We start from the raw sequence: 18937 nt of genomic DNA on the forward strand, positions 1-18937 counted from the left end.
TCATCAAAATATTGCAATGATAAACTCTAAGTTGCACATTGCATCATCTCATAATTTACCTAAATATACCGTTTAACAAAATAGCTGATACAGATACATAAGTAGGGGTGTAAACCTGTACGCCCCTACAGCCGATTTATGTGTTGCAAAAATTTTGGAAAAAGGCATTAATATCTTGGAAGTTACAAAATTATACTTCTTCTAGCTCAGAAGTAACTTTAATTTTTAACGGTTCGGCAAACCCTTTCATATCAGGAACTCGCCATTTGAATCCGGCAAAATTGTTAGCATTGACAGCAAGCTCACTTCTCCCTCTAGCAGACTCTAGTAACCATTGAGTGAAGGTTACTTCTTTGAGAATTTGCCGATTGATATCGGTAAATTTTGCACTTTCAATGCCAACTTTTATAAATATTATTGCTAAATCTTTATTAAAATAATTGTTGACTAAATCATCTAGTAATTACATAGCTTTGTCCTATGAAAAAATATTTCCATAAGCCCAAATTATTATAAGATCCTCGACTTATTTAATAAGTCGAGGATCTTATCTAGGTGTTAACAAATGGTTAACCTTTTTCTACAATTTTGGCATGTCCAGCAAAAACAAAATGCTCATCTCTGTTTCCTTTACTTTTATCAGGCCACTTAACCCAATAATGGCTTTCTTCAAAATGGGCATCTAAAATTGGGTAATTTCCTGGTTCAATCTCGAATAGAGATTCTTTGGGTAGCTCTGATGACTGTTCTGTAGAAGGTTTTAAGAAAGTTTTTTCTGTAATTTCTAGAATGTACTTTTTATCATGTTTAGTTTGACGGGGATCGGAGTCACCAATTAATCCATCTTTAATCGCTTCAGCCATTTTTTCAGCATCAAAGCGATCCATATCTTTTTTATTATCACAAAAGCAGCACTCAATTAAAATAGCTGGCATTTGTGTATTTTTGAGAACAAATAAGCCTCTACTTTTAACCTCTCTATCTCTGAATCCAAGTTTAACAATCTCTTTAAGAACTGATTGAGCAATACCTTTGGATGTATTACTAATGGCGAAAACTTCTGTGCCATCTGCTATCCCATTAAATTTATTAAAATGAATGGAGACAAAGACATTAACGTTATTGGCATTCGCTTTATCGGTTCGTTGTCTAAGAGAATTGTTTACACTGCTAGCGCTTGTAGGAGTGCAATCAATAACGGTATGTCCTGCTGCTTTTAGCTTTTGGATCAATTTTGTACCAACTGCTTTAGTTAAAACATCTTCTTGTTGAATGCCTGTTGCCCCTGTATCTGGTGGGCAATTGTGTCCAATATCAATACCAAATTTCATAGAATTTATCTCCTTTTTATAGTTTGAGAAGTACGCATTAACTTATCTACACTGTATTAATTATTAACCCGAATGCGATCGCTCTGCCGGTGAGAAAAGGTGAGTTGTTAGTGTAAAAAAATGTAACGGTCAACGGAAAAATTTCATTGAAAAGAGAAATTACATAAGTTCAACCTATAAATTAAGCAGGCTGATCCATGACGGCACAAGAGGCGCTGAATTTAGTCGATACTCTTCTCTTTTATGGTCTACCTTTGGATAAAGGCTTAATAACGTTCAATCTGTAGTTTTGCTGGAAAGTTGGCTGGGACGCACCTATGCGGAAATTGCGGTGCAGATAAGTTATAAAGACGACTATATCAAACAAGTCGGTTCTCAGTTGTGGCGATCGCTTTCTCAGGCAGTTGGTGAAGACGTTTGTAAAAAAAATATCCAATCTGTTTTGCGTCGCTACCAGCAGTCTCAAAGCTATGAAAAATCAATGAGCGATCGCCACTATAGCTACTTATCTGGTAATTTAATTAGATATCATGCTCATGAATCTGATGAATCTCGGATCTTAATTTCTACATCTCCTATCATTGATTCTGCTTCTGCGAAAGCTTTTGCTAAATCTTCAATAGAACTCTTCCCTGCACTGAATCTTATTGTTTCAGCTTTTAAGTGTCTTTGGGCTTGACGAAATCCGTTACCTTTTCGTCCCACACCTGTCGTATTAATAATTCCTACAGAAGCTGCGCTGATTGCAGCAAAAACTTTTGTCCGAAAGGTTCCAAGTTCTTGAACAAAAGTAGCAACAATCAAAGACGAGAGTATGGAAGTTACTCCCAAGGTTATGAAAATCGAGTGCAATATTACTGCATCTCGATGCCATCTTTGAATTTGCTTCTCAATTTCTGGCGGTATTTCTAACATGATAAAACTTAATTATTGATTGAAGTTATGCCCTCTCAAGTTCCAGAAAAATAAAGCATAAATTGACAAATGAATTGTCAGCACTCTATTTTTGAAAAAGTTTAGACATAACAATTTTTAGGATATTTCCTTGTTTCCTGCCTTGTCGGTGAGAAAAAGTGAGTATTTACTGTAAATAACTGTAAATTTTTGTCTAATTCTCTCATAAAGCAGTGAAATACCACGAAGTTTAACCAATAGAATTAGAAAACCAGGTTGATCGTGAAAAGTTAGAAGATGGTCATGAATTTCCCTATCTAAAGAAGGTTAACATAAATAAATTTTAATGTTAATATTACGATTTATGTTGATTATAGTTGCACAGAAATTGCTATTTGGAAACCTACATCTTACACATATCTTGCTTAAGCAAGATAACTTTGACTAAAAAAGAAAGTTAGTTTGCTAATTGATGTAATTGTCAACCCGATCAATATGAAACGACCTAAATATTTTCAAAATAATTCTAAAAACTCTTTAAGAGAAAAGTATCATCTTTACAAAGGCGAAAAATTAAGCTGGCTTCAAGTAACTCTTCGGCTTGAAAGGTCAATTATTTCTATCATTCTTCCTTGGGTACTTTTTTGTACTCTTTATGGTACTTTAATATCATTTCTCTATCATTTGGGATTACCAATAGCATTTTCAGATTCCAATAGTATTCTGACTAATGCTGTTTTAAGTTTTAATATTGGTTTTACATTACTATTAGTTTTTCGGACGAATACAGCCCATGATAGATTTTGGGAAGGTCGTCAACTATGGGGAGCTTTAGTTAATACATCTCGTAACTTAACTCGTGGGATTTGGATAATAGTTAAAGAAAAGACACCTGAAGATAGAGTAGAGAAAGAGGCAATAGTTCGGTTAGTAACTGCTTTTGCAGTTGCAATGAAGTTACATCTTAGATCAGTACCTTTAGACACTGAGTTAGCATCCTTAATGTCTGAAAAACAATATTTACAACTCCAAGACACTAATCATCCCCCACTACAAATTGCCTACTGGATAGGAGATTACTTGCAATATCAGCATGACCGGAATTGTCTAAATGTCTATCAACTGACTACTTTACATAACTGCGTAGATGATTTAGTAGATATTTTAGGTGGTTGCGAACGCATTTTAAAAACGCCACTGCCTTTGATATATACTATTAAACTCAGGCAACTATTATTAATTTTTTGTCTGATATTACCTTTGGAAATTGTTAGTCTTTTAAATTGGTGGACTGGTATAGTAATGGCTTTTGTAAGTTTTACACTATTAAGTATTGAACAAATTGGCTCAGAAATCGAAGAACCTTTTGGGCTTGATCCCAATGACTTACCTTTAAATACGATTTGCAATACAATCTCAAACAATGTGGAAGAATTAATCAGGCTTGCTTCTAACAATGTTCGTTATTATTAAATCTATAAACTAGTTTTCCCAGATAAATTACTGATGAGATGGGAGAAAATTTTCCTTTATTAATCATAGATAATACTTGGCTTAAAAATGCAATAGCTTAATAAATGTTTCGCCAAGCTTTTACCGTCCCTTTACCAATTTTGCTATCAATAGTTTGACCTCCTTCCAAGACTAGTCTGATATCTAAGTTTTCATCTGGAGCATTTTTCAAAGCAGTGGCTAATTCTCTACTGACAGCAAACGAGCCAGTTGAACCGTCTAATTTAAAAACTTTTTCCCTCACCTTGAGCAACAGTTTATCAACTTTTTTGGTAGTGACAAATCTAAGAAAATCAGGTCTAGGATACAGATGACCTGCGGTGTAAAAAGAAGAACTTGCTTGACCAGAATTGACTGTAACCAGGACTCGAATGCTCGAAGGAGTCCACAAACTAATAACTTGGTTTGATCCCTCACGGTACAAATAGCCACCTAATGAGTTGCGGTCGAAAACCCCAAGAAACTCCCCTTCAAAGGGGTCAACAATTCTCACAGCTTTCGACCAAGGAACGTTCATATCGGGGGACAGTCCTGCTGATTTCACCACTGGCAAATCGCTTGATGCTTGGGCAAGGTTAACTACCTCTTGAACAGTGAAAGCAGCAGCAAGTTGAGGGGAAATTATAGCCAAGCTAGCCCCAAAAAGAAGAACTGAAATTGTCTGCGGTAACTTGATCATGAGTTAAGAGTACAATCTTCAAAAAGAATAATCAGATAACCCTTATTAGTCATCCCCCGCAAGACTTTTGTTTGTCAGGACGCTTGGACAATTGAGCAAATCCCTGTGTCTTGGGGCAATGTCTTTTTACTTGCTGCATTCTTTATGAAATGCTTTGGATAGTTTTTCGGCCCATCCCAGAAGATTTGTTGATGGCGCTGGTAAGTCCAGGGACATTTACCAATCTCAAAGGGGTAATAAGTTGTTGAGAATAAGTCAAGGTATATTAAGTAATGTAACAAATCTTGAGATTAGTTCGTAGTCAGGGCTACCCTGCGGGAACACTTCGCGAACAGCCCTCAAATGAGGACTAAAGTCCTCACTACAAACCTTGAATTATTCACGCCGCTCTACTTATTTCAACTGGTTCTTACTGTAAAACAGTTTGCCTCACTTCAATCGGTTCACCCGTTAAGCTAAAAGGGCGAACTTCGGTAATTTTTACCTTCACTAACTGCCCTTTGAGTTCTTTGATATTGCCGCTAAAAAAGGTCAAACGATTACCCCCAGTGCGTCCCATTACCTGAGTTTGATCTTTAGGATTTTGGTCTTCTACTAAAACTTCTTCAATGCGTCCAAAGTAACGTTGCGATCGCTCTGCTACTTTCGAGTTTCCTAGATGATTGAGCCGTTGTAGGCGATCGCTTTTAATTTCTTCACTCAGTTGATTGTCCCACAAAGCGGCTGGTGTCCCTGGACGCGGCGAATATGCTGCTGTATTCAACATATCAAAGCCAATATCTTCCACCAGTTTCAGGGTATTTTCAAACTGTGCTTCTGTCTCCCCAGGAAAACCGACAATTACATCGGCACTAATGGAGGCATCTGGCATATACCGCCGAATGGTATCGATAATCCGGCGATATTTCTCATGCGTATAACCCCGCGCCATCGCTTTTAAAAGTTCATTATCCCCAGATTGAAAGGGAATGTGGAAGTGTTCGCACACCTTGGGCAACTCAGCACAAGCCTGAATTAATCTCTCAGTAAAATAACGGGGATGACTAGTAGCAAATCTTAGCCTTTCAATCCCCGGCACATCATGGACGTAATAAAGTAAATCTGTAAAGTTGTGCAGATGCCGACCTTCTGGTGTGACTCCAGGTAAATCTCTGCCGTAAGCATCAATATTTTGACCGAGTAGAGTAATTTCTTTGTAACCTTGCCGTCCTAATTCCTCCATTTCAGCCCGGATAGCTGACGGCGTGCGAGATTGTTCGATACCGCGCACATTGGGAACTACGCAATAAGTGCAGCGCTCGTTACAGCCGTAAATCACATTCACCCAAGCTGTCACTGTACTATCTCGTCGCGGTTGGGTGATATCTTCAATAATGTGAACTGCTTCAGTTGCTACAACTTGGTTGCCCTCAAATACTGACTCCAATAAATCTTTCAGACGGTTGGCATGTTGTGGCCCCATTACCAAATCTAATTCTGGCACTCGCCGCAACAGCGCTTCTCCTTCTTGCTGGGCAACACAACCAGCAACAATGAGGGTTAAATCAGGCTGCTCATGTTTACGCTTTGCTTGTCTGCCGAGGTAAGAATATACCTTTTGTTCAGCATTATCCCGAATTGTGCAGGTATTGTAGAGAATCACATCTGCATGATTCGGGTCTTGACACCACTCAAAGCCCATATCTTCCAAAACGCCAGCCATGCGCTCTGAGTCAGCTTTATTCATCTGACAACCGAAAGTAGTGATGTGGTATTGGCGTTTAGAAGTGGTCATGGGCAATTCTGCTGAATCAGCGTAATGTTATGTAAGGTTTATTTCTATTCTATAACGCTCTTAACCAGCTTCAGGAATGCTGAGTAACTCTTGAGAGAAACGGGCGGGTTGAAATAATTTCAATATAAAAACTTAAAAAATTTACAAGCTGCAAGCATTAGCGGTGATGAAATTCAACTTCTGTTTCCAGAATCTTGATGTCATAGTTGCCAAAGAAATCTCTTGCTGATCATTAGGGTATGTGAACCGCGAATAGTAGACTGTCAAGATTGATTTAGGGAGAGGGTTTGTAGAAATGCTACTACAAACCACTTTCACAAGTTAATTTACGGTTACTCAATAGTAGTACTTAGTTATAAAAAATGCTTTTTTGGTTCAGATAGCTTAGGTATATGATCAATTGCGTTTGTGCAAACCATCAAGATTTTTTGACAGTCAAACTCATCTTAAGCGATCGCTAATTTGTCTCCAGGGGCAACAATGCCATTCGCTGTAAGACTGTTGGCTTGCTGATAAGCTATAACAGCCTTTTTAGTACCTGGGCCAAAAATACCATCTGGCGATCCTGGATCGAATTCTGGGTGACTTGAGTCTTGGGCAACTTTTTTTAAAGCCTGCTGCAACTTTTTCACCTTAGGGCCAATGCAACCTTGCTGAAGTGAAACAGCAGGAACGGTTAAAGCCTGGAGACGATCTAAAGCACCGTTGAATCTATTACGATCTACATCACCTGATATACCAGGAAAACCTTTTTTATCCCCGTCGTACTGGTGGAAAGTATGCAAATTCCAACCGCCTGGAATACTAGGAGTACCTGGGTTGTAATTTGCTATCCACAGGTCATAGTCAGCAAAATGTGAAGTATTCCCCAACTGATCTCGCCAAAAATAATATCCTGTGTATATTATCGGCTTGTAACCTGTAGTAACTTCCACCGCAGTTAAGACCTTGGAAACTCGGTCTAACCTCTGTGTCAAAGTCAAGTCACTCCAATGATCGTGCTTCTGTTCTCTATCTTTATAATCTGGCTCAATGTCTACGACTGGGGGGAGATCACCTGGTTCTATCTCTAGAGCTTGAGCAAACATTTTTACCTGCGGGTCAACCTCTTCAGAAGGACGAAAGAAGAGATATGCTCCACGAATAATACCAGCTTTCTTAATGGCAGGCCAATAAGAAGCAAACTGAGTATCTTGCTTATAGGTTCCGTAGTTCACTCTAGCAAAAGCAAAGTGAATACCTTGACTTTTCACTTTTTCCCAATCAATATTCTCACTGAATTGAGCAACGTCAATACCTTCAACTGACATAGCTTGTCTGTCCTTGTATGTAAAAGTACTTGGCTAGCTACAATGTCATGTCGGCTGTTTTCGGAAATCTTCTATGAAGCAAGTAAAATCTTTACAAGTTGTAAATATCTGTCTAAGTGGTATTACAACTTAGCGGTGATGAAATTCAACTTCTGTTTCCAGAATCTTAATATCATAGTTGCCAAAGAAATCGTGACCTAGTAGACCGATGCTTGCTTTTGGTGCGATCGCTACCTGAAGATTATGGGCTGTAACTCCACCTACTGCAATAGATTTTACCTTACTGGTTGGAAATTCTACTTCGCTACCATCGGCAATTTGGGCTTGCATTGTACCTGTAGCCTGGAGTTTAAGTGTATTCGCCATACCTTGAGTGATAATGGTTCCACTAGCACCTGTATCTACAATCATTTCAAAGGTTTTTTTGTCGTTGAAGGTGACATCAATCACAGGAGTTCCACCAAAGCGGCGTTTGATTGAGACTCGAAAAACTCTGTTGTCTGAAGGTGCGGCTATTATATTTCCACAAAGCCTTCCCAATCCAACGGTTTTACCAGAGGAGGTTATCATGTAACACGCTCCTGGATCGTCTGCTGTTGCCCGATGAGAGAATGCTAAAAACATCAGCGTCAGCATGAGGGCGTAAGCGTAGACCGTCGTAGACATCGCAACTAGATTAACGCTTGTAATCCAACACCTGAAAGCATTCTTCATCTTATATCGATCTCCAATTTTTTTGATATTTATTGATAGCTAAATTACTCATAATTGCTGCAAAAATTGCTTAAAAAAACTCAAGTCATTAATGCAAAAACGCAATTTAATGCAAATTGTAATCCAACACTTTTTTAAATATATCGTGTTATTCAGTCTATAATTTTTGTCTATATACTCGGTCTAGGATATCCACACAAATTTCTTACTTTCAAGATAGTTAGTGAGATTTTTTCTGTTTGTATTTATATATCTCTATCAGATAAAATTACATCTTACTCAAGATATTTTACCTAGAATTACTGATTGATAAATTAAAGATTAAGTAAAGACATGATAAAAATACTTAGAGCAGATTAAATCTGGCAGACTAAGAAGTTAAATAAGAGAAATTTGTTAGCTTATGCCAGAGTTGTTGCTGCGTGTACAGCAGTTGCGATCGCATTTTTTATAGCAATATCTCTTTGTTCTAAGATGATATTTTCGCTATCAGTACGTGAAGCAACTACACCGCAAATAGCAGCAGCAGCAAAATTATACACTCCTGCCATTTTGAATAGTGTGCCGCATTCCATCTCGTAATTCAAGATATTTAAGCGCCGATATTCTTCTGTGATGCCATGCAGCGATCGCATTAAATACGGGTTTGCGGAATCAGTGCGTTCTTGTCCTTCGTAAAAAGTATCAACTGATGCCGTAATTCCTATGTAATGTTCAATCTCTAATTCTCGCGCTGCTTGAACTAAAGCGACTGTCAGAAAAGGATCGGCGGCGGCTGGATACTCTACAGGTGCAATGTCATTAGCTGCACCTTGGCGACACAATGCTGCACTGCTAATAACAACGCTACCAACGGTTATATGGGGTTGAATGGAACCGCAAGTTCCAATGCGAATAATTTGCCTGATTCCTACTTGTATTAGCTCATTAACAACAATACTTAATGAAGGCGCACCCATACCACTTGTAGCTGATAAGACACTGCGACCATTTGGTAAGTATCCTACATAGCTATTGAGTCCGCGATTTTCTGACAACAAGCGGACATCTTGTAAATAAGTTTGGGAAATTAGGTGCGATCGCTCTGGATCGCCAGATAATAAAGCAATGCTGGGAGGCGATGAACCTAAATCATCTTGTCCAAAGCCAATGTGATAAAAGCGTTTATTTGGCATCCAATTTTGTATTTTAAATGAAATGTATTGCCACTTGCTCCACTTGCGGTATCCCCAAATGGAGCAGTTAGTGTGGGTTAGGAGTAAGTGCGTGAAGCGCACGAGGTTTCAGCTTTTAAATGCGTAAGTCCTGCTTTACCTAAAATCTCCTCCTTCCCATATCTGAAGTTGTCTTTCAACCGCAACTATGCAATTGAGATATTTGGGTGGATAGAGAAAATGATCGTAAGCTAATGCCATCTGTCTAGCAGCTTCACTCTAACCTTCTAAGGACTGCGGAGTTTGCAAAAGTTGAGGGGATGAGTATCCCTACTCATCCCCCTCGGTTTTAAATGCTGACTAGGTTAACTTCTGAACCTATTTCTAATGACTATTACATAATCATCTGCTGTAAGTCAATCAAAATTCATCACAGTTTTGACAGTACCAAACTTCATCAAAACTTCCCCATAAAACAGAATATTGCCCACATCTTGGGCAATACTTAGGTTCATCAGCATCGTAATCATCTGTTGGATCGTAGTCGTCATCTGTCTCTACTAGTTGACTTGATTTTTGTGCAGAAAGTTTTACATAAACTGGGTAATCGTCAGTCATAGTTTTGCGATCGCTCTTGATAATTCCCGAAACAAAAGGTTGGCAACCTTTGACATCAGCTTATTTTGCAAGTGCTTACCGTTGAGTAACTGTTTACCAGAACCGTCAACATTATTTTTGAGTGTTTCCTTATAAACAGCAATCTCGTTATTTATGGGATTATCGGGCAGCCGCCCGTCAACCTCAACCTTTGTGATCACGTGTTGCCAGAAGTTCATGCGACAGAGGGCGCTGCCGGCTCCTTTCTCAACTAGCTTATCGCCGGATTGCTCTAGGACGGTTCCCATACCCAGCCTAAGTTTAAAAGCATCACGCGAGCGGTTGCGCTTGACCCTTTTCACATCACCGGGTAGGAATTTCACCACAGATTTACCATTCTCGCGGGTGACTTGTTTTTTCTTAACTTCCCTCACTTCCCTCTCAATCAACGGTTTTCCATCGCTACTGAGAAAAGCCTCAAACGGATAGATCCGACTCAGCAGCCTGGCCCGAATCCTCAGTCCAAAGGTGAACTGATCGAAAATCTGGTTATAGGTTTTGAACTGCTCATCATTGACCAGCGACTTGAGTTTAGTTTCTAGTCGCTGCTCCTCGATGTCGATATCGCAAAGCCAGTCAGCATGAAGTCTGACAGATGGATCTATCTCTAGCCCAAATTGCACCGCCGCCGACTCCCGGTAAATCTTTGATATAGATTTGTAACTCTGTGGGTGTACCTCTAGCTCCCTCTCTGCTAACCAACCCCATAACGGCGGAACGTTACCTAATTTAGTGCTTCGACTTTCACTGTGTGCCTTTTCTGGAAATTGCCACGCTAAAACCTGGCGAGTGTAGTTAACGATCGGTGATTGAACACGGGCAAGATGTTCGAGTTGCTGTACCAGTTCGCGCAGCTCATCAATGATCTGCGGACGGTGCATTAGAAACTGGCGTGGGTTAAGTTCACCAGATTCTAGATAATTTTCTTGATCCACACCGTAAGCAGCCATAGCTAAAGCGTCAGCCTCATCAGATTTATTGGGTAAGTTTTTACCACCGCGATAACGCCTCAGTTCAATATGACCAACCCAAAGGATCTTAATTTCTAAGCTTTCCAGGATTCTCGCCCAAAGCCTTGAGTAATGATTCCCTGTTGGCTCAAGGATTGCCACATCAGGCTTATTCTCTATTACATAATCAGCGAAATCAAAAGCTGATTTATGCTTGCTTTTACGCTTCGGACTGGAGTAAAAACTAGGGAATAAAGTATTAGCTTTAGTTCGGCTTTTTTGCCAATAGGTCTTCAATCCACCTACGGGGTATTGTGTTAAAATATGACAAGTTACGCTTGACTTACTAACATCAACTCCCAAGGATCTAATCGATTTAATTGTCATGGTTCAGTTTGCTAATTGGGGTTATTTAGAATTCGTGTTCCTACCACGAATATTGAAAAGCCCAGTTTGACGCTTGAATCCCCTAACACCCCATACAAGAGGGGCGCGATTCACTCTTAACGCTGGGTTTAACCCGGTAGCTCTAGAGAAGGTGCGCTTGAAGCTGCAAACACCCCACAGAATGGGTGTGCAATTCAGTATTAACGCCCCACTCCCTAGAAACAGTGGGGCGGATTGCTTTGGACACAACCCGCGACGGTGGCATCGTTGCCACCGTTTCGGCTACTGTGTCAGGTAGCCCGCGCAGATGTGCGCGATCGCAACAATTGCGATTCATCAGGCGGTTATAGGATTTTTCACAGAATCAACTATTTCCTGAATTTCTTCTTCTGATAATTGACGGTATTGCTCGTTAGCTGTTGACCCTACATAGTGCTGCCATATTTCTATAGTTTCCCCAGTTGTTTTGGCAATAATTTGTATAGCTATTCCCATAGCTAAAGTGTTTAGTACAAACAAATCTTTTGGTAAAGTCACGAAGTCATTATTTAGTGGTTTAGTTATTAAACTTTCATCACTCATAAATTTCATCCTCGTTAAATTCGTCCTCATCAAATTCGTCATAACCAACTAAGGAATATGAGTTTTCTGGGTCAATAATGTTAAGAGAATCAACCATTGCACGTCCGGTTAACACATCAAGAACTGAGTAGTTACCGTTCGCCATAGCACTCTCAACTTTTCTCATCTTGAAAGCTCGTTCTAGCTCTGGAGTGCGTAATCTGGGGTCAACGTCCTCAATGGAGTTGATGGGCGGGGGCACTTCCTCCCCTTCGATCCAGCGCTCGTGTTGACTGTTATAAAATTCTCGGTATGCACGGGCGCTAGGTGGCTGTGGTGCAGTTTCAAAAAAATCTGCCAGTTCCTTTTGCCTTTGAAAGCCCTCTGGGCCGCACCATATAAAGTCAACCCACTCATGCTTCATAGAAAAGCCACCGACAGAGGTTGCTTCTGCTGCCACAACATTAGGGTCAGCACCGCGATGGTGAGCAATAATTTGAGCTATGGCATTAGCTTGGATACTACCAAGGCGCTCTAAATCTACAATCCACAGCACCACTTGTTCACCGTCAACTGCGGTCACGCGCTCCAGGGGGAACGGGTCACGCATGGGTATCATCCCGTCTGGAAATAAATCTAAAATTGGCTCATAAGGATTACCGGGTTTGAGTTTCACCCAAGTGTCATGTTTGGTCATGATGTTTTACGAAATCGCTAAAAGTTTCAGTTAAAATCGGTCGTCTTCAACCTGAAATTCGCTATTTTGTTGAGCTTTCAGAAGTTCAACTTGTTTGCTCAACTCTGCATACTCTGCCTTGAGAAGTGCTAATTGTTTCCTCCTGCCTCCAATTTCTTTATCAATTTGGTTCTGTATATGCTCATCATGAATTTGGCGCTCAACACTTTCTATAAGATTCTGTGTCGCAATTTCTTGGTCTTCAAACTCGTCAGCTAGTGCGGTTTTCTCTAATCTGCACGAATTGTAATCGCCCAGATTTAGAGTTCTTTGGTAAGTGATGGTTGTTACTTTCATTTGCTCAAAATGTGATATTTTTGACTTGTTTGAATCGATTTATCAATTGCGATGGCGTAACCGCCCGCTGGAAGTGATCGCGTTCATGAGTAACGCGATCGCAATTGAATTAGCTAACCTTCGGCTTTTCTATAAGTGCAGTGCCATGCTCATTCTTGACGCTAACAGCACTAATCGGGGAGTTTTCAAGGATTGCTACTTCCTTGGGAAAATGCACTGCTAACTCAACCTGCCTCATGTCAAAGCTTCTGTTTACATCGGCATCGCCGCTATCGTGAGTTAAAGTAACTCGGAAATCACCACTCATTTTGTTGACCCCCCGAACTGTTTTCTTAACCGCTCCAACAGCGCTGCCCCCTCCCCATAGCGCTTACCAGTGAAGCCCAACACCTCAGTTACGATCGCACTATCACTTTTTCCACCTCCCAGGCGTTGAATTACCCGCCAAAGTACCCGGTCGTTATCCGAACAATTTTCCTCTAAATCCGCTTCTGGAGCGGGTTTGAGGTCATTTTCAACCCGTTTTTCGGGGTTGATCGCGTTGTCGTAGTAAGGTTGGACTATGGTTGAACCACCGCGAACTGTTGCGGCTTTCATCTCCCTGTATGGCGGGAGTTTTAAGGGCTGATCGTCAAGTAAGCAGTGTGACTGGTCTTGTTTTAACCAGTTAATAAGCTGCTCATTTTTCAGGGATTTGGCGTGGGCTATCGCCTTTTTACCCAGGCGAATACGGAAGAAAGCATCGGCTAAATCTGATTTACCCTCCAGTCCCCAGGCTGCAACCCGGTCATACTGCGAGAGTAAGACTGTGAACCGCCGCGCTTTCCGTCCCCTCCTGGCGTGACGCTCCAGCCACTCACCCGAACTGCCTACTTTTGAAACCAGTTCGGGGTACTCCTCAACGATAATCACGCGCTCAGTGCCGACTAAAGCAGCATCGCCTCGCTCCTCGCGAATTTTCATCTGGTTAGACAAGTCTTCCAGATCCTCAGCCATTCCTTGGTCGATAGCAACCCAGTTCTCACCTTTACCAGTGACCTCAAGCCCTTGCCAGTCGGTCGGTGTGCCCTCACACTCGTAGACGCGAACACGACCACCCACGGTATAGGCGAGGTATTGGGCTAGGGTGCTTTTCCCTGTTCCCATTTCGCCGATAATCATCACCTGTTTACCTTCAATAGCGGCGATGATATCGGTGATGATTTCCAGCGGTTCATCGACCGGAACAGCTGAGGCTTCAATGACTTGAGTTATGGGTGTACCAGCGTAGGGTAGAGCATCATACACTTTGAGCAAGCGTTTAACTCCAGTTTCAAACCCGTCACACAACCAAATACCGAGTTTTAAAGTAGCACGGGTAACATTAACTAAGAATAGTGACACGGAAAACATGACTCTTCCTACTCCCCAGGCACAGTAACGCAGTAAGGTTTTACCGTCTGGCAAGTGCATCTCTACCCAAGTGTGGGCATTGGCAGTTCTGGGAGGCGTGGCAACTTTGATATCTATTAGATCATTTGCCATACTGCACCTCTATTTTCAAGTAAAAAGGTTGCTGGCTTTGCTGTTTGCAAAGTGCAATGATGCCGATGATTAGTGCTGCTAGGGTGAGGATGAGAATCAAAATTTGGTTCATTCCCCATCCTCCGATTCTGTACTCCCTGCTTCCTGCTCCCTTTCCCGAATTGCCTTGCTCGTTTCTGGGTAGGTTTTGCGATCCATCCGCCGAATGGATTCTTGTACTTCTGGTGGTTCCTGCTTGAGTGCTTCTTTAATTGCGATCGCACCATTCAACCACGGACTACGCTCTTGATTCATAACTCACCTCTACTTCAGGGATTTCAGGAGCTGTAATTACTGGTGGATCGATTTCAGAAATTAGGTAAGCAAGTGCTGTATAAGCATCACCCACGGTCAAGTCTGGGTAATATCCTTTTTCTATCAAAGCCTGGTAGTCTGGATGATTGCTAATTTCACTAATTAGTAGTGAGGCTTCAACTATTAGTTCAGAAAGTGTTTTCATCTGCCCCCGCTAATAAGTGATGGTGCAATTTCCCACATGAGATTACCAAGCATTGCATAAGCATCACTAAGGGTGATCTCTGGTTGATAGCCTTTATTTACAAGACTTTGGTAATCAGGATGTGCTTTGATTTCCGAAATTAAACCTGATGTTTCTCCAATGAGTTGCGCTAGTGTTTTCATCCGCCGATCCTTGGATACATGAACGAATTATTAGCTGAACCTTCACGGGCCACCAACTCGGATTCTGGGGTATCGGCGATGATTTCGGCCCAGCCGGTTTTGTCGTTGTTGCGGATATTTTTTTCTGCGATCGCACCCAGTCCCGGACGAGCTTTTTCAAATTCCTCAACTACTTTTTGTTCTTTGGGTGTTAGTGGTTGGTCAGTCATGGTAAGTTTTGGTTAGGTAGGTGACGAAGCAAGCTCCTTAACAGCTTGCTTGGTGTATCAGTGGTTAGACAGTGAGACGCGGTAACAGCGTCCAGAGCCGACCATCATCACTTGACGGTCGGCAAGTCTGACTGCTTTCGAGCGGCTGACTTTCATCATGGGAAACGAGCCATCAGCACTGAGGCTGAACATCTCGTAATTTCTTAAAGAACTCCATTCCACAGCAGTTTTGTCTGATAACCCAGAAAAAGTTACTGGGTTCATGTCTGCGGCAGATGCGGCACTTGGTAAAGATGGCAAGTGTCGCTTTTGTTTGTCTTTTTTGGGCTTATCGTCGGTCTTTGGTGCTGCTTTAGTGCCGTTACTAGTGGCTTCTAGTGTTTCCATAGTCCTTGCATACTAGGGTCATGGTGGGTCTTAAATCCCTGTATAGTCACGCTTAAGTCGCACTTAAATAGGTCTTAAGTGCCACCTCAACCTGTGTATACAGGTGTTTAACTACTGCGATCGCGCCGCAGTCATTTTTGTAAAATGCTTGTCATCACTGGGTTTGAGCGTTTTTTAGTCGGGGTTTACCTCCGTTAATCTTGGGTTTTAGACAGTTTTAGGGTGTTTCCGCGCCGGGGCACGAGGGCAATGGTGCGGGTGTTTGCTCCATGTTTGCCACGCAAGGTGAAGGCGTGGGGGAGCGAGATTACAAAGGCTTTACGTCTGGGTGAGACACTAGCAAATGACCAGTCAAATACCGTCTTTTGCCAAGCCAGGTTACTGGCTGGTCTTTTGTTGTCCTCTAACCAGACATTATGTCTAGACGTGCGATGTTTGTCAAGCGTTCTAGACAACGTGTCTAGAACGTGTATCATGATAAAGAAAAGACCGAGTAGAAGCGAACAGGAAGGAGAATCCCCATTGCGGAGTCTAAGGCTTGAGCTAGACATGTCTCAAGAGGAGTTTGGACGCGCCATTGGAACAACAGCTAGGACTATTAGCCGTTGGGAAGCAGGAGATAGCGTGCCGACTTTTACGGTGACTCAAATGAAAGCTATAGACCGCTTACTGCGATCAAAGGGTAAAACTATTCAAGATTTACCTGATGACTTTGGCCCACCAAAAGGACAGTTGAGCGAAGAGACCTAACTCAAAGTCTAAAAAAACCAAAACCAAAAAGCCACCCAGATGTCGAAGTCGGTGGTGGCTTTCTGATTGAAATCAAACTAATAGTATTATGCCAGAAAATTCATTAAAAAATGCACTTCCTTGGACGGAAGAACACGAAGCATTTTGTTATCAACACCATATTTGCCCTGCTGCCAAATCACTTTGGCAATGGCTAATGAGACAGGGTGTAATCTCTGAAGAAGTCGAGCCAGATTTATCAGAATTCAATGCCACAGTAGCCAAGGCAAGAGGTAAAGGATACTCACATAATTACCTCAAACATATTTTCGATCAGCTAGTAGAACACAGAGTTATCCAAGTCGTTAAACAGTACTCTTGGAAGATATTTAAGTTACTTGTAAGACCTCTCGAATGGTTGAAGCCACCGAGGAAGAAGCGAGAAAAAAACTTACAAAACCATAATTTAAGTTACACTTTAGACCCCTCAAATGATAAGTCTGCCGTGCCGGGTGATATACAGCAGCAGCATTCTAATTCTGATATCAACTTAGAGGCTTTGGCTGAGAACGGTATACATTTTGACTCTGACGAGAAAGAAGTCCTTGAACGCCCAACTAATGAAATTAAGTTGGCAATTTTAATGTTTAACCTCCGTGGTGGATTTGAAAAATCATACAATCCAGAAGGTTTTATTCGTCGGTGTTTGAGACGGAGATGGTGGGAGTCTCCGCGTAATTACAATCTTTTACTTCAAATGTTTGGGAATTCTACAGAGTGGGATGAATTATTCCCCTCTGGTTAATTCATCTGTATAAAAAAACGGCCGATGCAACGGCCGCAAGTTCTATTAGTTCAAAAACATTATGAAACATAATTCTGATGTGCCTGGGCAATTAGCATTATTTGCGATCGCGCCAACAAGTGAAACGAGAACTACCATTCATGATCCTTATTGGGATGAAATACTTGCGCCCCAACAAGCAAAGGAGAATCGCTGGAATCCTGCTGACTTTGGGGAAATCCCCCATAAGGTAGACGAGGATGGACAACTGACAATTTTCTACGAATCACTTGAGCCACCAGACCCAGACGATTATGAAAATCTTGAGGATTACGAGCAAGCCTGGGCTGAGTGGGTAGGTGTCAAGGTTGGCGACTTGGTAAAGCTCTCCTCCACCTGGATGGATAAATGTGCTGCTGCCACCACTGGCAAGTTCAGAAAGGATTACCAATACAAATCTGACAACGAATTAATTTCTGAGGTGATTTGGGTAGACCCATTGAGGGGCCACATTTACGTTGGACGCGGCAATAATAATGCATTGTTTGTTCCCTGCGGTTGCTACACAGTAGAAACTCGTGTTGGGGCGCAGGTCAAAGGTGATACTGTTGCAGCCATCGTAGAAACTCGTGTTGGTGGGCAGGTAGTATTAAATACCGAAAAAGTTGCGCCCCAACACGATGCCCACTGGGTAGAGAAGTACTGGGTTGAACGGTCTGGTAATAAATATTGGTACTACCGTTATTGCTGGATGGTAGGCAGGAAGAAAAACCGTGTCTACCTGGGCAGTGTAAGTAGCATCATCACTAGGCGTAAAAAAGCAGATGTGGAAGTTTGGATCAGGAATGGATTAGCCCCGGTGGAAATTGAAAAGTTAATCCGTCAGCAGCGCAGTCCCCAATCCCCAATCCTTAACTCCTAATACCCAATGCCCAATGCCCAATAAACCTATAAAAAAGCTTATGCTAGCTTCACGCCAGCATAAGACTACATGGCTTCTAGCGTAACGAAAACGCTGTTTATTTTGGGTTTATGCGTCGTCGTCGCTCTCGTCATCGCTATCATCGTCACTGACTATAATGTTCACACCATCAGTCCCAGCTTCAAAGCCAACGATGACAAATGACTCACCATCGCTGTGCTTGAGGGTGACTAGTGCATCGCCAGGAAGGTTTTGCAATTCTTGAATCAATTCTGCGACCGTGGTTTCTTTGATTGCAGTAGGCATATTGTTCTCCAATTTAAGTTTAAAAATGCGATCGCACCAATGGCGATTGCAAGAACTATGAGGTTAGGTGTTATCAACTGACATTAGAGTATCCTCTAAGGCTGTGTTTTCACAAATTTGGGTATAGCTGGTCAACTTCCTCCCATGCCTGGTTAGCAAGATTTTCTAAGGCCATAGCTAAATACAGGGGATGGTCGTACTCGCCCTGCTGCAAGCGCTCGAAGAAAATCTCAATTTGCAGGAATAGGAGTTTGGCATTCATAGAGTTGCGATCGCGTTTTTCATATCGTCTTCACTAACCTCGATGTAAGTAGGTGGGCATAAAAAAACCAGACTATGTAAAGATAAGTAAATACAGAGAATGCATCGACATGAGGTGACTTATATATGGGCGCTCGTTTAAGAGTATTTCTAACTCGTGAGCAAGATCAAACTCTGT

General features: G+C 41.7%; 28 protein-coding genes. 5 read left to right on the forward strand and 23 right to left on the reverse strand.

Going from position 1 to position 18937, the window contains the following annotated elements:
* Nucleotides 1-569 precede the first annotated feature (569 nt).
* A complete protein-coding gene (locus tag HWQ44_RS22810) occupies nucleotides 570-1331 on the reverse strand; it encodes an N-acetylmuramoyl-L-alanine amidase (protein WP_292723409.1) in 762 nt (253 codons plus the stop codon).
* Nucleotides 1332-1620: 289 nt separating this feature from the next.
* On the opposite strand from HWQ44_RS22810, the gene HWQ44_RS22815 reads away from it, so the two are divergent.
* On the forward strand, nucleotides 1621-2010 hold the full coding sequence (locus tag HWQ44_RS22815) for a hypothetical protein (protein ID WP_292723410.1): 390 nt from the start codon (nucleotides 1621-1623) through the stop codon (nucleotides 2008-2010).
* A gap of 710 nt (nucleotides 2011-2720) precedes the next feature.
* Entirely contained in the window at nucleotides 2721-3698 is a 978-nt protein-coding gene (locus HWQ44_RS22820; RefSeq protein WP_292723412.1) for a bestrophin family protein, read from the forward strand.
* 97 nt (nucleotides 3699-3795) lie between these two features.
* Here HWQ44_RS22820 and HWQ44_RS22825 read toward each other — a convergent pair whose 3' ends face one another.
* The 20 genes from HWQ44_RS22825 to HWQ44_RS22920 all read right to left on the reverse strand — a co-directional run bounded on the left by HWQ44_RS22825 (nucleotide 3796) and on the right by HWQ44_RS22920 (nucleotide 16212).
* Nucleotides 3796-4416: a hypothetical protein gene (locus tag HWQ44_RS22825; RefSeq protein ID WP_292723414.1), complete on the reverse strand. Its 621-nt coding sequence runs from the start codon at nucleotides 4414-4416 to the stop codon at nucleotides 3796-3798.
* A gap of 409 nt (nucleotides 4417-4825) precedes the next feature.
* Entirely contained in the window at nucleotides 4826-6190 is a 1365-nt protein-coding gene (gene miaB / locus HWQ44_RS22830) for a tRNA (N6-isopentenyl adenosine(37)-C2)-methylthiotransferase MiaB (RefSeq protein WP_292723416.1), read from the reverse strand.
* Between the two features lie 446 nt (nucleotides 6191-6636).
* On the reverse strand, nucleotides 6637-7500 hold the full coding sequence (locus tag HWQ44_RS22835) for a GH25 family lysozyme (RefSeq protein WP_292723417.1): 864 nt from the start codon (nucleotides 7498-7500) through the stop codon (nucleotides 6637-6639).
* Between the two features lie 129 nt (nucleotides 7501-7629).
* The gene (locus HWQ44_RS22840; RefSeq protein WP_292723419.1) at nucleotides 7630-8166 is read right to left on the reverse strand and encodes a retropepsin-like aspartic protease; all 537 of its coding nucleotides are present in this window, start codon (nucleotides 8164-8166) and stop codon (nucleotides 7630-7632) included.
* 449 nt (nucleotides 8167-8615) lie between these two features.
* Nucleotides 8616-9389, reverse strand: a complete 774-nt coding sequence (locus tag HWQ44_RS22845; protein ID WP_292723421.1) for a nucleoside phosphorylase — start codon at nucleotides 9387-9389, stop codon at nucleotides 8616-8618.
* Nucleotides 9390-9784: 395 nt separating this feature from the next.
* Nucleotides 9785-9919, reverse strand: a complete 135-nt coding sequence (locus HWQ44_RS22850; RefSeq protein ID WP_292723423.1) for a hypothetical protein — start codon at nucleotides 9917-9919, stop codon at nucleotides 9785-9787.
* Nucleotides 9920-9982: 63 nt separating this feature from the next.
* Nucleotides 9983-11362, reverse strand: a complete 1380-nt coding sequence (locus HWQ44_RS22855) for a transposase (protein WP_292723425.1) — start codon at nucleotides 11360-11362, stop codon at nucleotides 9983-9985.
* A 142-nt stretch (nucleotides 11363-11504) separates the two neighbouring features.
* Nucleotides 11505-11699, reverse strand: coding sequence for a hypothetical protein (locus tag HWQ44_RS22860; RefSeq protein WP_292723428.1), 195 nt, complete (start codon nucleotides 11697-11699; stop codon nucleotides 11505-11507).
* A complete protein-coding gene (locus HWQ44_RS22865; RefSeq protein WP_292723430.1) occupies nucleotides 11699-11944 on the reverse strand; it encodes a hypothetical protein in 246 nt (81 codons plus the stop codon). The genes HWQ44_RS22860 and HWQ44_RS22865 overlap by 1 nt, the downstream gene beginning before the upstream one ends.
* Entirely contained in the window at nucleotides 11937-12620 is a 684-nt protein-coding gene (locus HWQ44_RS22870; protein WP_292723433.1) for a hypothetical protein, read from the reverse strand. Before HWQ44_RS22870 ends, HWQ44_RS22865 begins: the two co-directional genes overlap by 8 nt.
* A 30-nt stretch (nucleotides 12621-12650) precedes the next feature.
* Nucleotides 12651-12956 (reverse strand): hypothetical protein, encoded by a 306-nt coding sequence (locus HWQ44_RS22875; protein ID WP_292723436.1) that lies wholly within the window; start codon nucleotides 12954-12956, stop codon nucleotides 12651-12653.
* A 109-nt stretch (nucleotides 12957-13065) separates the two neighbouring features.
* Complete coding sequence (locus tag HWQ44_RS22880) at nucleotides 13066-13263, reverse strand: hypothetical protein (protein WP_292723439.1); 198 nt, start codon at nucleotides 13261-13263, stop codon at nucleotides 13066-13068.
* Nucleotides 13260-14480, reverse strand: coding sequence for a hypothetical protein (locus tag HWQ44_RS22885; RefSeq protein ID WP_292723442.1), 1221 nt, complete (start codon nucleotides 14478-14480; stop codon nucleotides 13260-13262). The genes HWQ44_RS22880 and HWQ44_RS22885 overlap by 4 nt, the downstream gene beginning before the upstream one ends.
* Entirely contained in the window at nucleotides 14470-14592 is a 123-nt protein-coding gene (locus HWQ44_RS22890) for a hypothetical protein (protein WP_292723444.1), read from the reverse strand. The genes HWQ44_RS22885 and HWQ44_RS22890 overlap by 11 nt, the downstream gene beginning before the upstream one ends.
* Nucleotides 14589-14774 carry a hypothetical protein gene (locus tag HWQ44_RS22895; protein WP_292723447.1) on the reverse strand — a complete coding sequence of 62 codons (186 nt, stop codon included), beginning with the start codon at nucleotides 14772-14774 and terminating at the stop codon, nucleotides 14589-14591. The genes HWQ44_RS22890 and HWQ44_RS22895 overlap by 4 nt, the downstream gene beginning before the upstream one ends.
* Nucleotides 14758-14979: a hypothetical protein gene (locus tag HWQ44_RS22900; protein ID WP_292723449.1), complete on the reverse strand. Its 222-nt coding sequence runs from the start codon at nucleotides 14977-14979 to the stop codon at nucleotides 14758-14760. Before HWQ44_RS22900 ends, HWQ44_RS22895 begins: the two co-directional genes overlap by 17 nt.
* Nucleotides 14976-15161 (reverse strand): hypothetical protein, encoded by a 186-nt coding sequence (locus HWQ44_RS22905; RefSeq protein ID WP_292723451.1) that lies wholly within the window; start codon nucleotides 15159-15161, stop codon nucleotides 14976-14978. The genes HWQ44_RS22900 and HWQ44_RS22905 overlap by 4 nt, the downstream gene beginning before the upstream one ends.
* Nucleotides 15158-15370 (reverse strand): hypothetical protein, encoded by a 213-nt coding sequence (locus HWQ44_RS22910; protein ID WP_292723453.1) that lies wholly within the window; start codon nucleotides 15368-15370, stop codon nucleotides 15158-15160. Before HWQ44_RS22910 ends, HWQ44_RS22905 begins: the two co-directional genes overlap by 4 nt.
* Before the next feature lie 57 nt (nucleotides 15371-15427).
* Entirely contained in the window at nucleotides 15428-15757 is a 330-nt protein-coding gene (locus tag HWQ44_RS22915; RefSeq protein ID WP_292723456.1) for a hypothetical protein, read from the reverse strand.
* A gap of 194 nt (nucleotides 15758-15951) precedes the next feature.
* Nucleotides 15952-16212 (reverse strand): hypothetical protein, encoded by a 261-nt coding sequence (locus tag HWQ44_RS22920; RefSeq protein ID WP_292723459.1) that lies wholly within the window; start codon nucleotides 16210-16212, stop codon nucleotides 15952-15954.
* A 19-nt stretch (nucleotides 16213-16231) separates the two neighbouring features.
* Here HWQ44_RS22920 and HWQ44_RS22925 point away from each other — a divergent pair, with 19 nt between their 5' ends.
* The 3 genes from HWQ44_RS22925 to HWQ44_RS22935 all read left to right on the forward strand — a co-directional run bounded on the left by HWQ44_RS22925 (nucleotide 16232) and on the right by HWQ44_RS22935 (nucleotide 18192).
* Nucleotides 16232-16507, forward strand: coding sequence for a helix-turn-helix transcriptional regulator (locus tag HWQ44_RS22925; RefSeq protein WP_292723461.1), 276 nt, complete (start codon nucleotides 16232-16234; stop codon nucleotides 16505-16507).
* An 88-nt stretch (nucleotides 16508-16595) separates the two neighbouring features.
* A complete protein-coding gene (locus tag HWQ44_RS22930) occupies nucleotides 16596-17291 on the forward strand; it encodes a hypothetical protein (RefSeq protein ID WP_292723463.1) in 696 nt (231 codons plus the stop codon).
* A gap of 61 nt (nucleotides 17292-17352) precedes the next feature.
* Nucleotides 17353-18192: a hypothetical protein gene (locus HWQ44_RS22935; protein WP_292723465.1), complete on the forward strand. Its 840-nt coding sequence runs from the start codon at nucleotides 17353-17355 to the stop codon at nucleotides 18190-18192.
* 108 nt (nucleotides 18193-18300) lie between these two features.
* Here HWQ44_RS22935 and HWQ44_RS22940 read toward each other — a convergent pair whose 3' ends face one another.
* Nucleotides 18301-18498 carry a hypothetical protein gene (locus HWQ44_RS22940; protein ID WP_292723467.1) on the reverse strand — a complete coding sequence of 66 codons (198 nt, stop codon included), beginning with the start codon at nucleotides 18496-18498 and terminating at the stop codon, nucleotides 18301-18303.
* 109 nt (nucleotides 18499-18607) lie between these two features.
* Nucleotides 18608-18760, reverse strand: coding sequence for a hypothetical protein (locus HWQ44_RS22945; RefSeq protein WP_292723470.1), 153 nt, complete (start codon nucleotides 18758-18760; stop codon nucleotides 18608-18610).
* Between the last annotated feature and the right edge of the window lie 177 nt (nucleotides 18761-18937).

The organism is Nostoc sp. JL34 (assembly GCF_017114945.1).
GTDB lineage: Bacteria > Cyanobacteriota > Cyanobacteriia > Cyanobacteriales > Nostocaceae > Nostoc.

Bases quoted from the DNA above. Each gene is read 5' to 3' on its own strand.
- HWQ44_RS22895 (WP_292723447.1), bottom strand. From the start codon at position 14,774: ATGAATCAAGAGCGTAGTCCGTGGTTGAATGGTGCGATCGCAATTAAA.
- HWQ44_RS22870 (WP_292723433.1), bottom strand. From the start codon at position 12,620: ATGACCAAACATGACACTTGGGTGAAACTCAAACCCGGTAATCCTTAT.
- HWQ44_RS22905 (WP_292723451.1), bottom strand. From the start codon at position 15,161: ATGAAAACACTAGCGCAACTCATTGGAGAAACATCAGGTTTAATTTCG.
- HWQ44_RS22890 (WP_292723444.1), bottom strand. From the start codon at position 14,592: ATGAACCAAATTTTGATTCTCATCCTCACCCTAGCAGCACTAATCATC.
- HWQ44_RS22940 (WP_292723467.1), bottom strand. From the start codon at position 18,498: ATGCCTACTGCAATCAAAGAAACCACGGTCGCAGAATTGATTCAAGAA.
- HWQ44_RS22850 (WP_292723423.1), bottom strand. From the start codon at position 9,919: ATGACGACTACGATCCAACAGATGATTACGATGCTGATGAACCTAAGT.
- HWQ44_RS22840 (WP_292723419.1), bottom strand. From the start codon at position 8,166: ATGTCTACGACGGTCTACGCTTACGCCCTCATGCTGACGCTGATGTTT.
- HWQ44_RS22930 (WP_292723463.1), top strand. From the start codon at position 16,596: ATGCCAGAAAATTCATTAAAAAATGCACTTCCTTGGACGGAAGAACAC.
- HWQ44_RS22925 (WP_292723461.1), top strand. From the start codon at position 16,232: ATGATAAAGAAAAGACCGAGTAGAAGCGAACAGGAAGGAGAATCCCCA.
- HWQ44_RS22835 (WP_292723417.1), bottom strand. From the start codon at position 7,500: ATGTCAGTTGAAGGTATTGACGTTGCTCAATTCAGTGAGAATATTGAT.
- HWQ44_RS22910 (WP_292723453.1), bottom strand. From the start codon at position 15,370: ATGACTGACCAACCACTAACACCCAAAGAACAAAAAGTAGTTGAGGAA.
- HWQ44_RS22865 (WP_292723430.1), bottom strand. From the start codon at position 11,944: ATGAGTGATGAAAGTTTAATAACTAAACCACTAAATAATGACTTCGTG.
- HWQ44_RS22875 (WP_292723436.1), bottom strand. From the start codon at position 12,956: ATGAAAGTAACAACCATCACTTACCAAAGAACTCTAAATCTGGGCGAT.
- HWQ44_RS22935 (WP_292723465.1), top strand. From the start codon at position 17,353: ATGAAACATAATTCTGATGTGCCTGGGCAATTAGCATTATTTGCGATC.
- HWQ44_RS22845 (WP_292723421.1), bottom strand. From the start codon at position 9,389: ATGCCAAATAAACGCTTTTATCACATTGGCTTTGGACAAGATGATTTA.
- HWQ44_RS22825 (WP_292723414.1), bottom strand. From the start codon at position 4,416: ATGATCAAGTTACCGCAGACAATTTCAGTTCTTCTTTTTGGGGCTAGC.
- HWQ44_RS22915 (WP_292723456.1), bottom strand. From the start codon at position 15,757: ATGGAAACACTAGAAGCCACTAGTAACGGCACTAAAGCAGCACCAAAG.
- HWQ44_RS22860 (WP_292723428.1), bottom strand. From the start codon at position 11,699: ATGAATCGCAATTGTTGCGATCGCGCACATCTGCGCGGGCTACCTGAC.
- HWQ44_RS22880 (WP_292723439.1), bottom strand. From the start codon at position 13,263: ATGAGTGGTGATTTCCGAGTTACTTTAACTCACGATAGCGGCGATGCC.
- miaB (WP_292723416.1), bottom strand. From the start codon at position 6,190: ATGACCACTTCTAAACGCCAATACCACATCACTACTTTCGGTTGTCAG.
- HWQ44_RS22885 (WP_292723442.1), bottom strand. From the start codon at position 14,480: ATGGCAAATGATCTAATAGATATCAAAGTTGCCACGCCTCCCAGAACT.
- HWQ44_RS22810 (WP_292723409.1), bottom strand. From the start codon at position 1,331: ATGAAATTTGGTATTGATATTGGACACAATTGCCCACCAGATACAGGG.
- HWQ44_RS22945 (WP_292723470.1), bottom strand. From the start codon at position 18,760: ATGAATGCCAAACTCCTATTCCTGCAAATTGAGATTTTCTTCGAGCGC.
- HWQ44_RS22820 (WP_292723412.1), top strand. From the start codon at position 2,721: ATGAAACGACCTAAATATTTTCAAAATAATTCTAAAAACTCTTTAAGA.
- HWQ44_RS22855 (WP_292723425.1), bottom strand. From the start codon at position 11,362: ATGACAATTAAATCGATTAGATCCTTGGGAGTTGATGTTAGTAAGTCA.
- HWQ44_RS22900 (WP_292723449.1), bottom strand. From the start codon at position 14,979: ATGAAAACACTTTCTGAACTAATAGTTGAAGCCTCACTACTAATTAGT.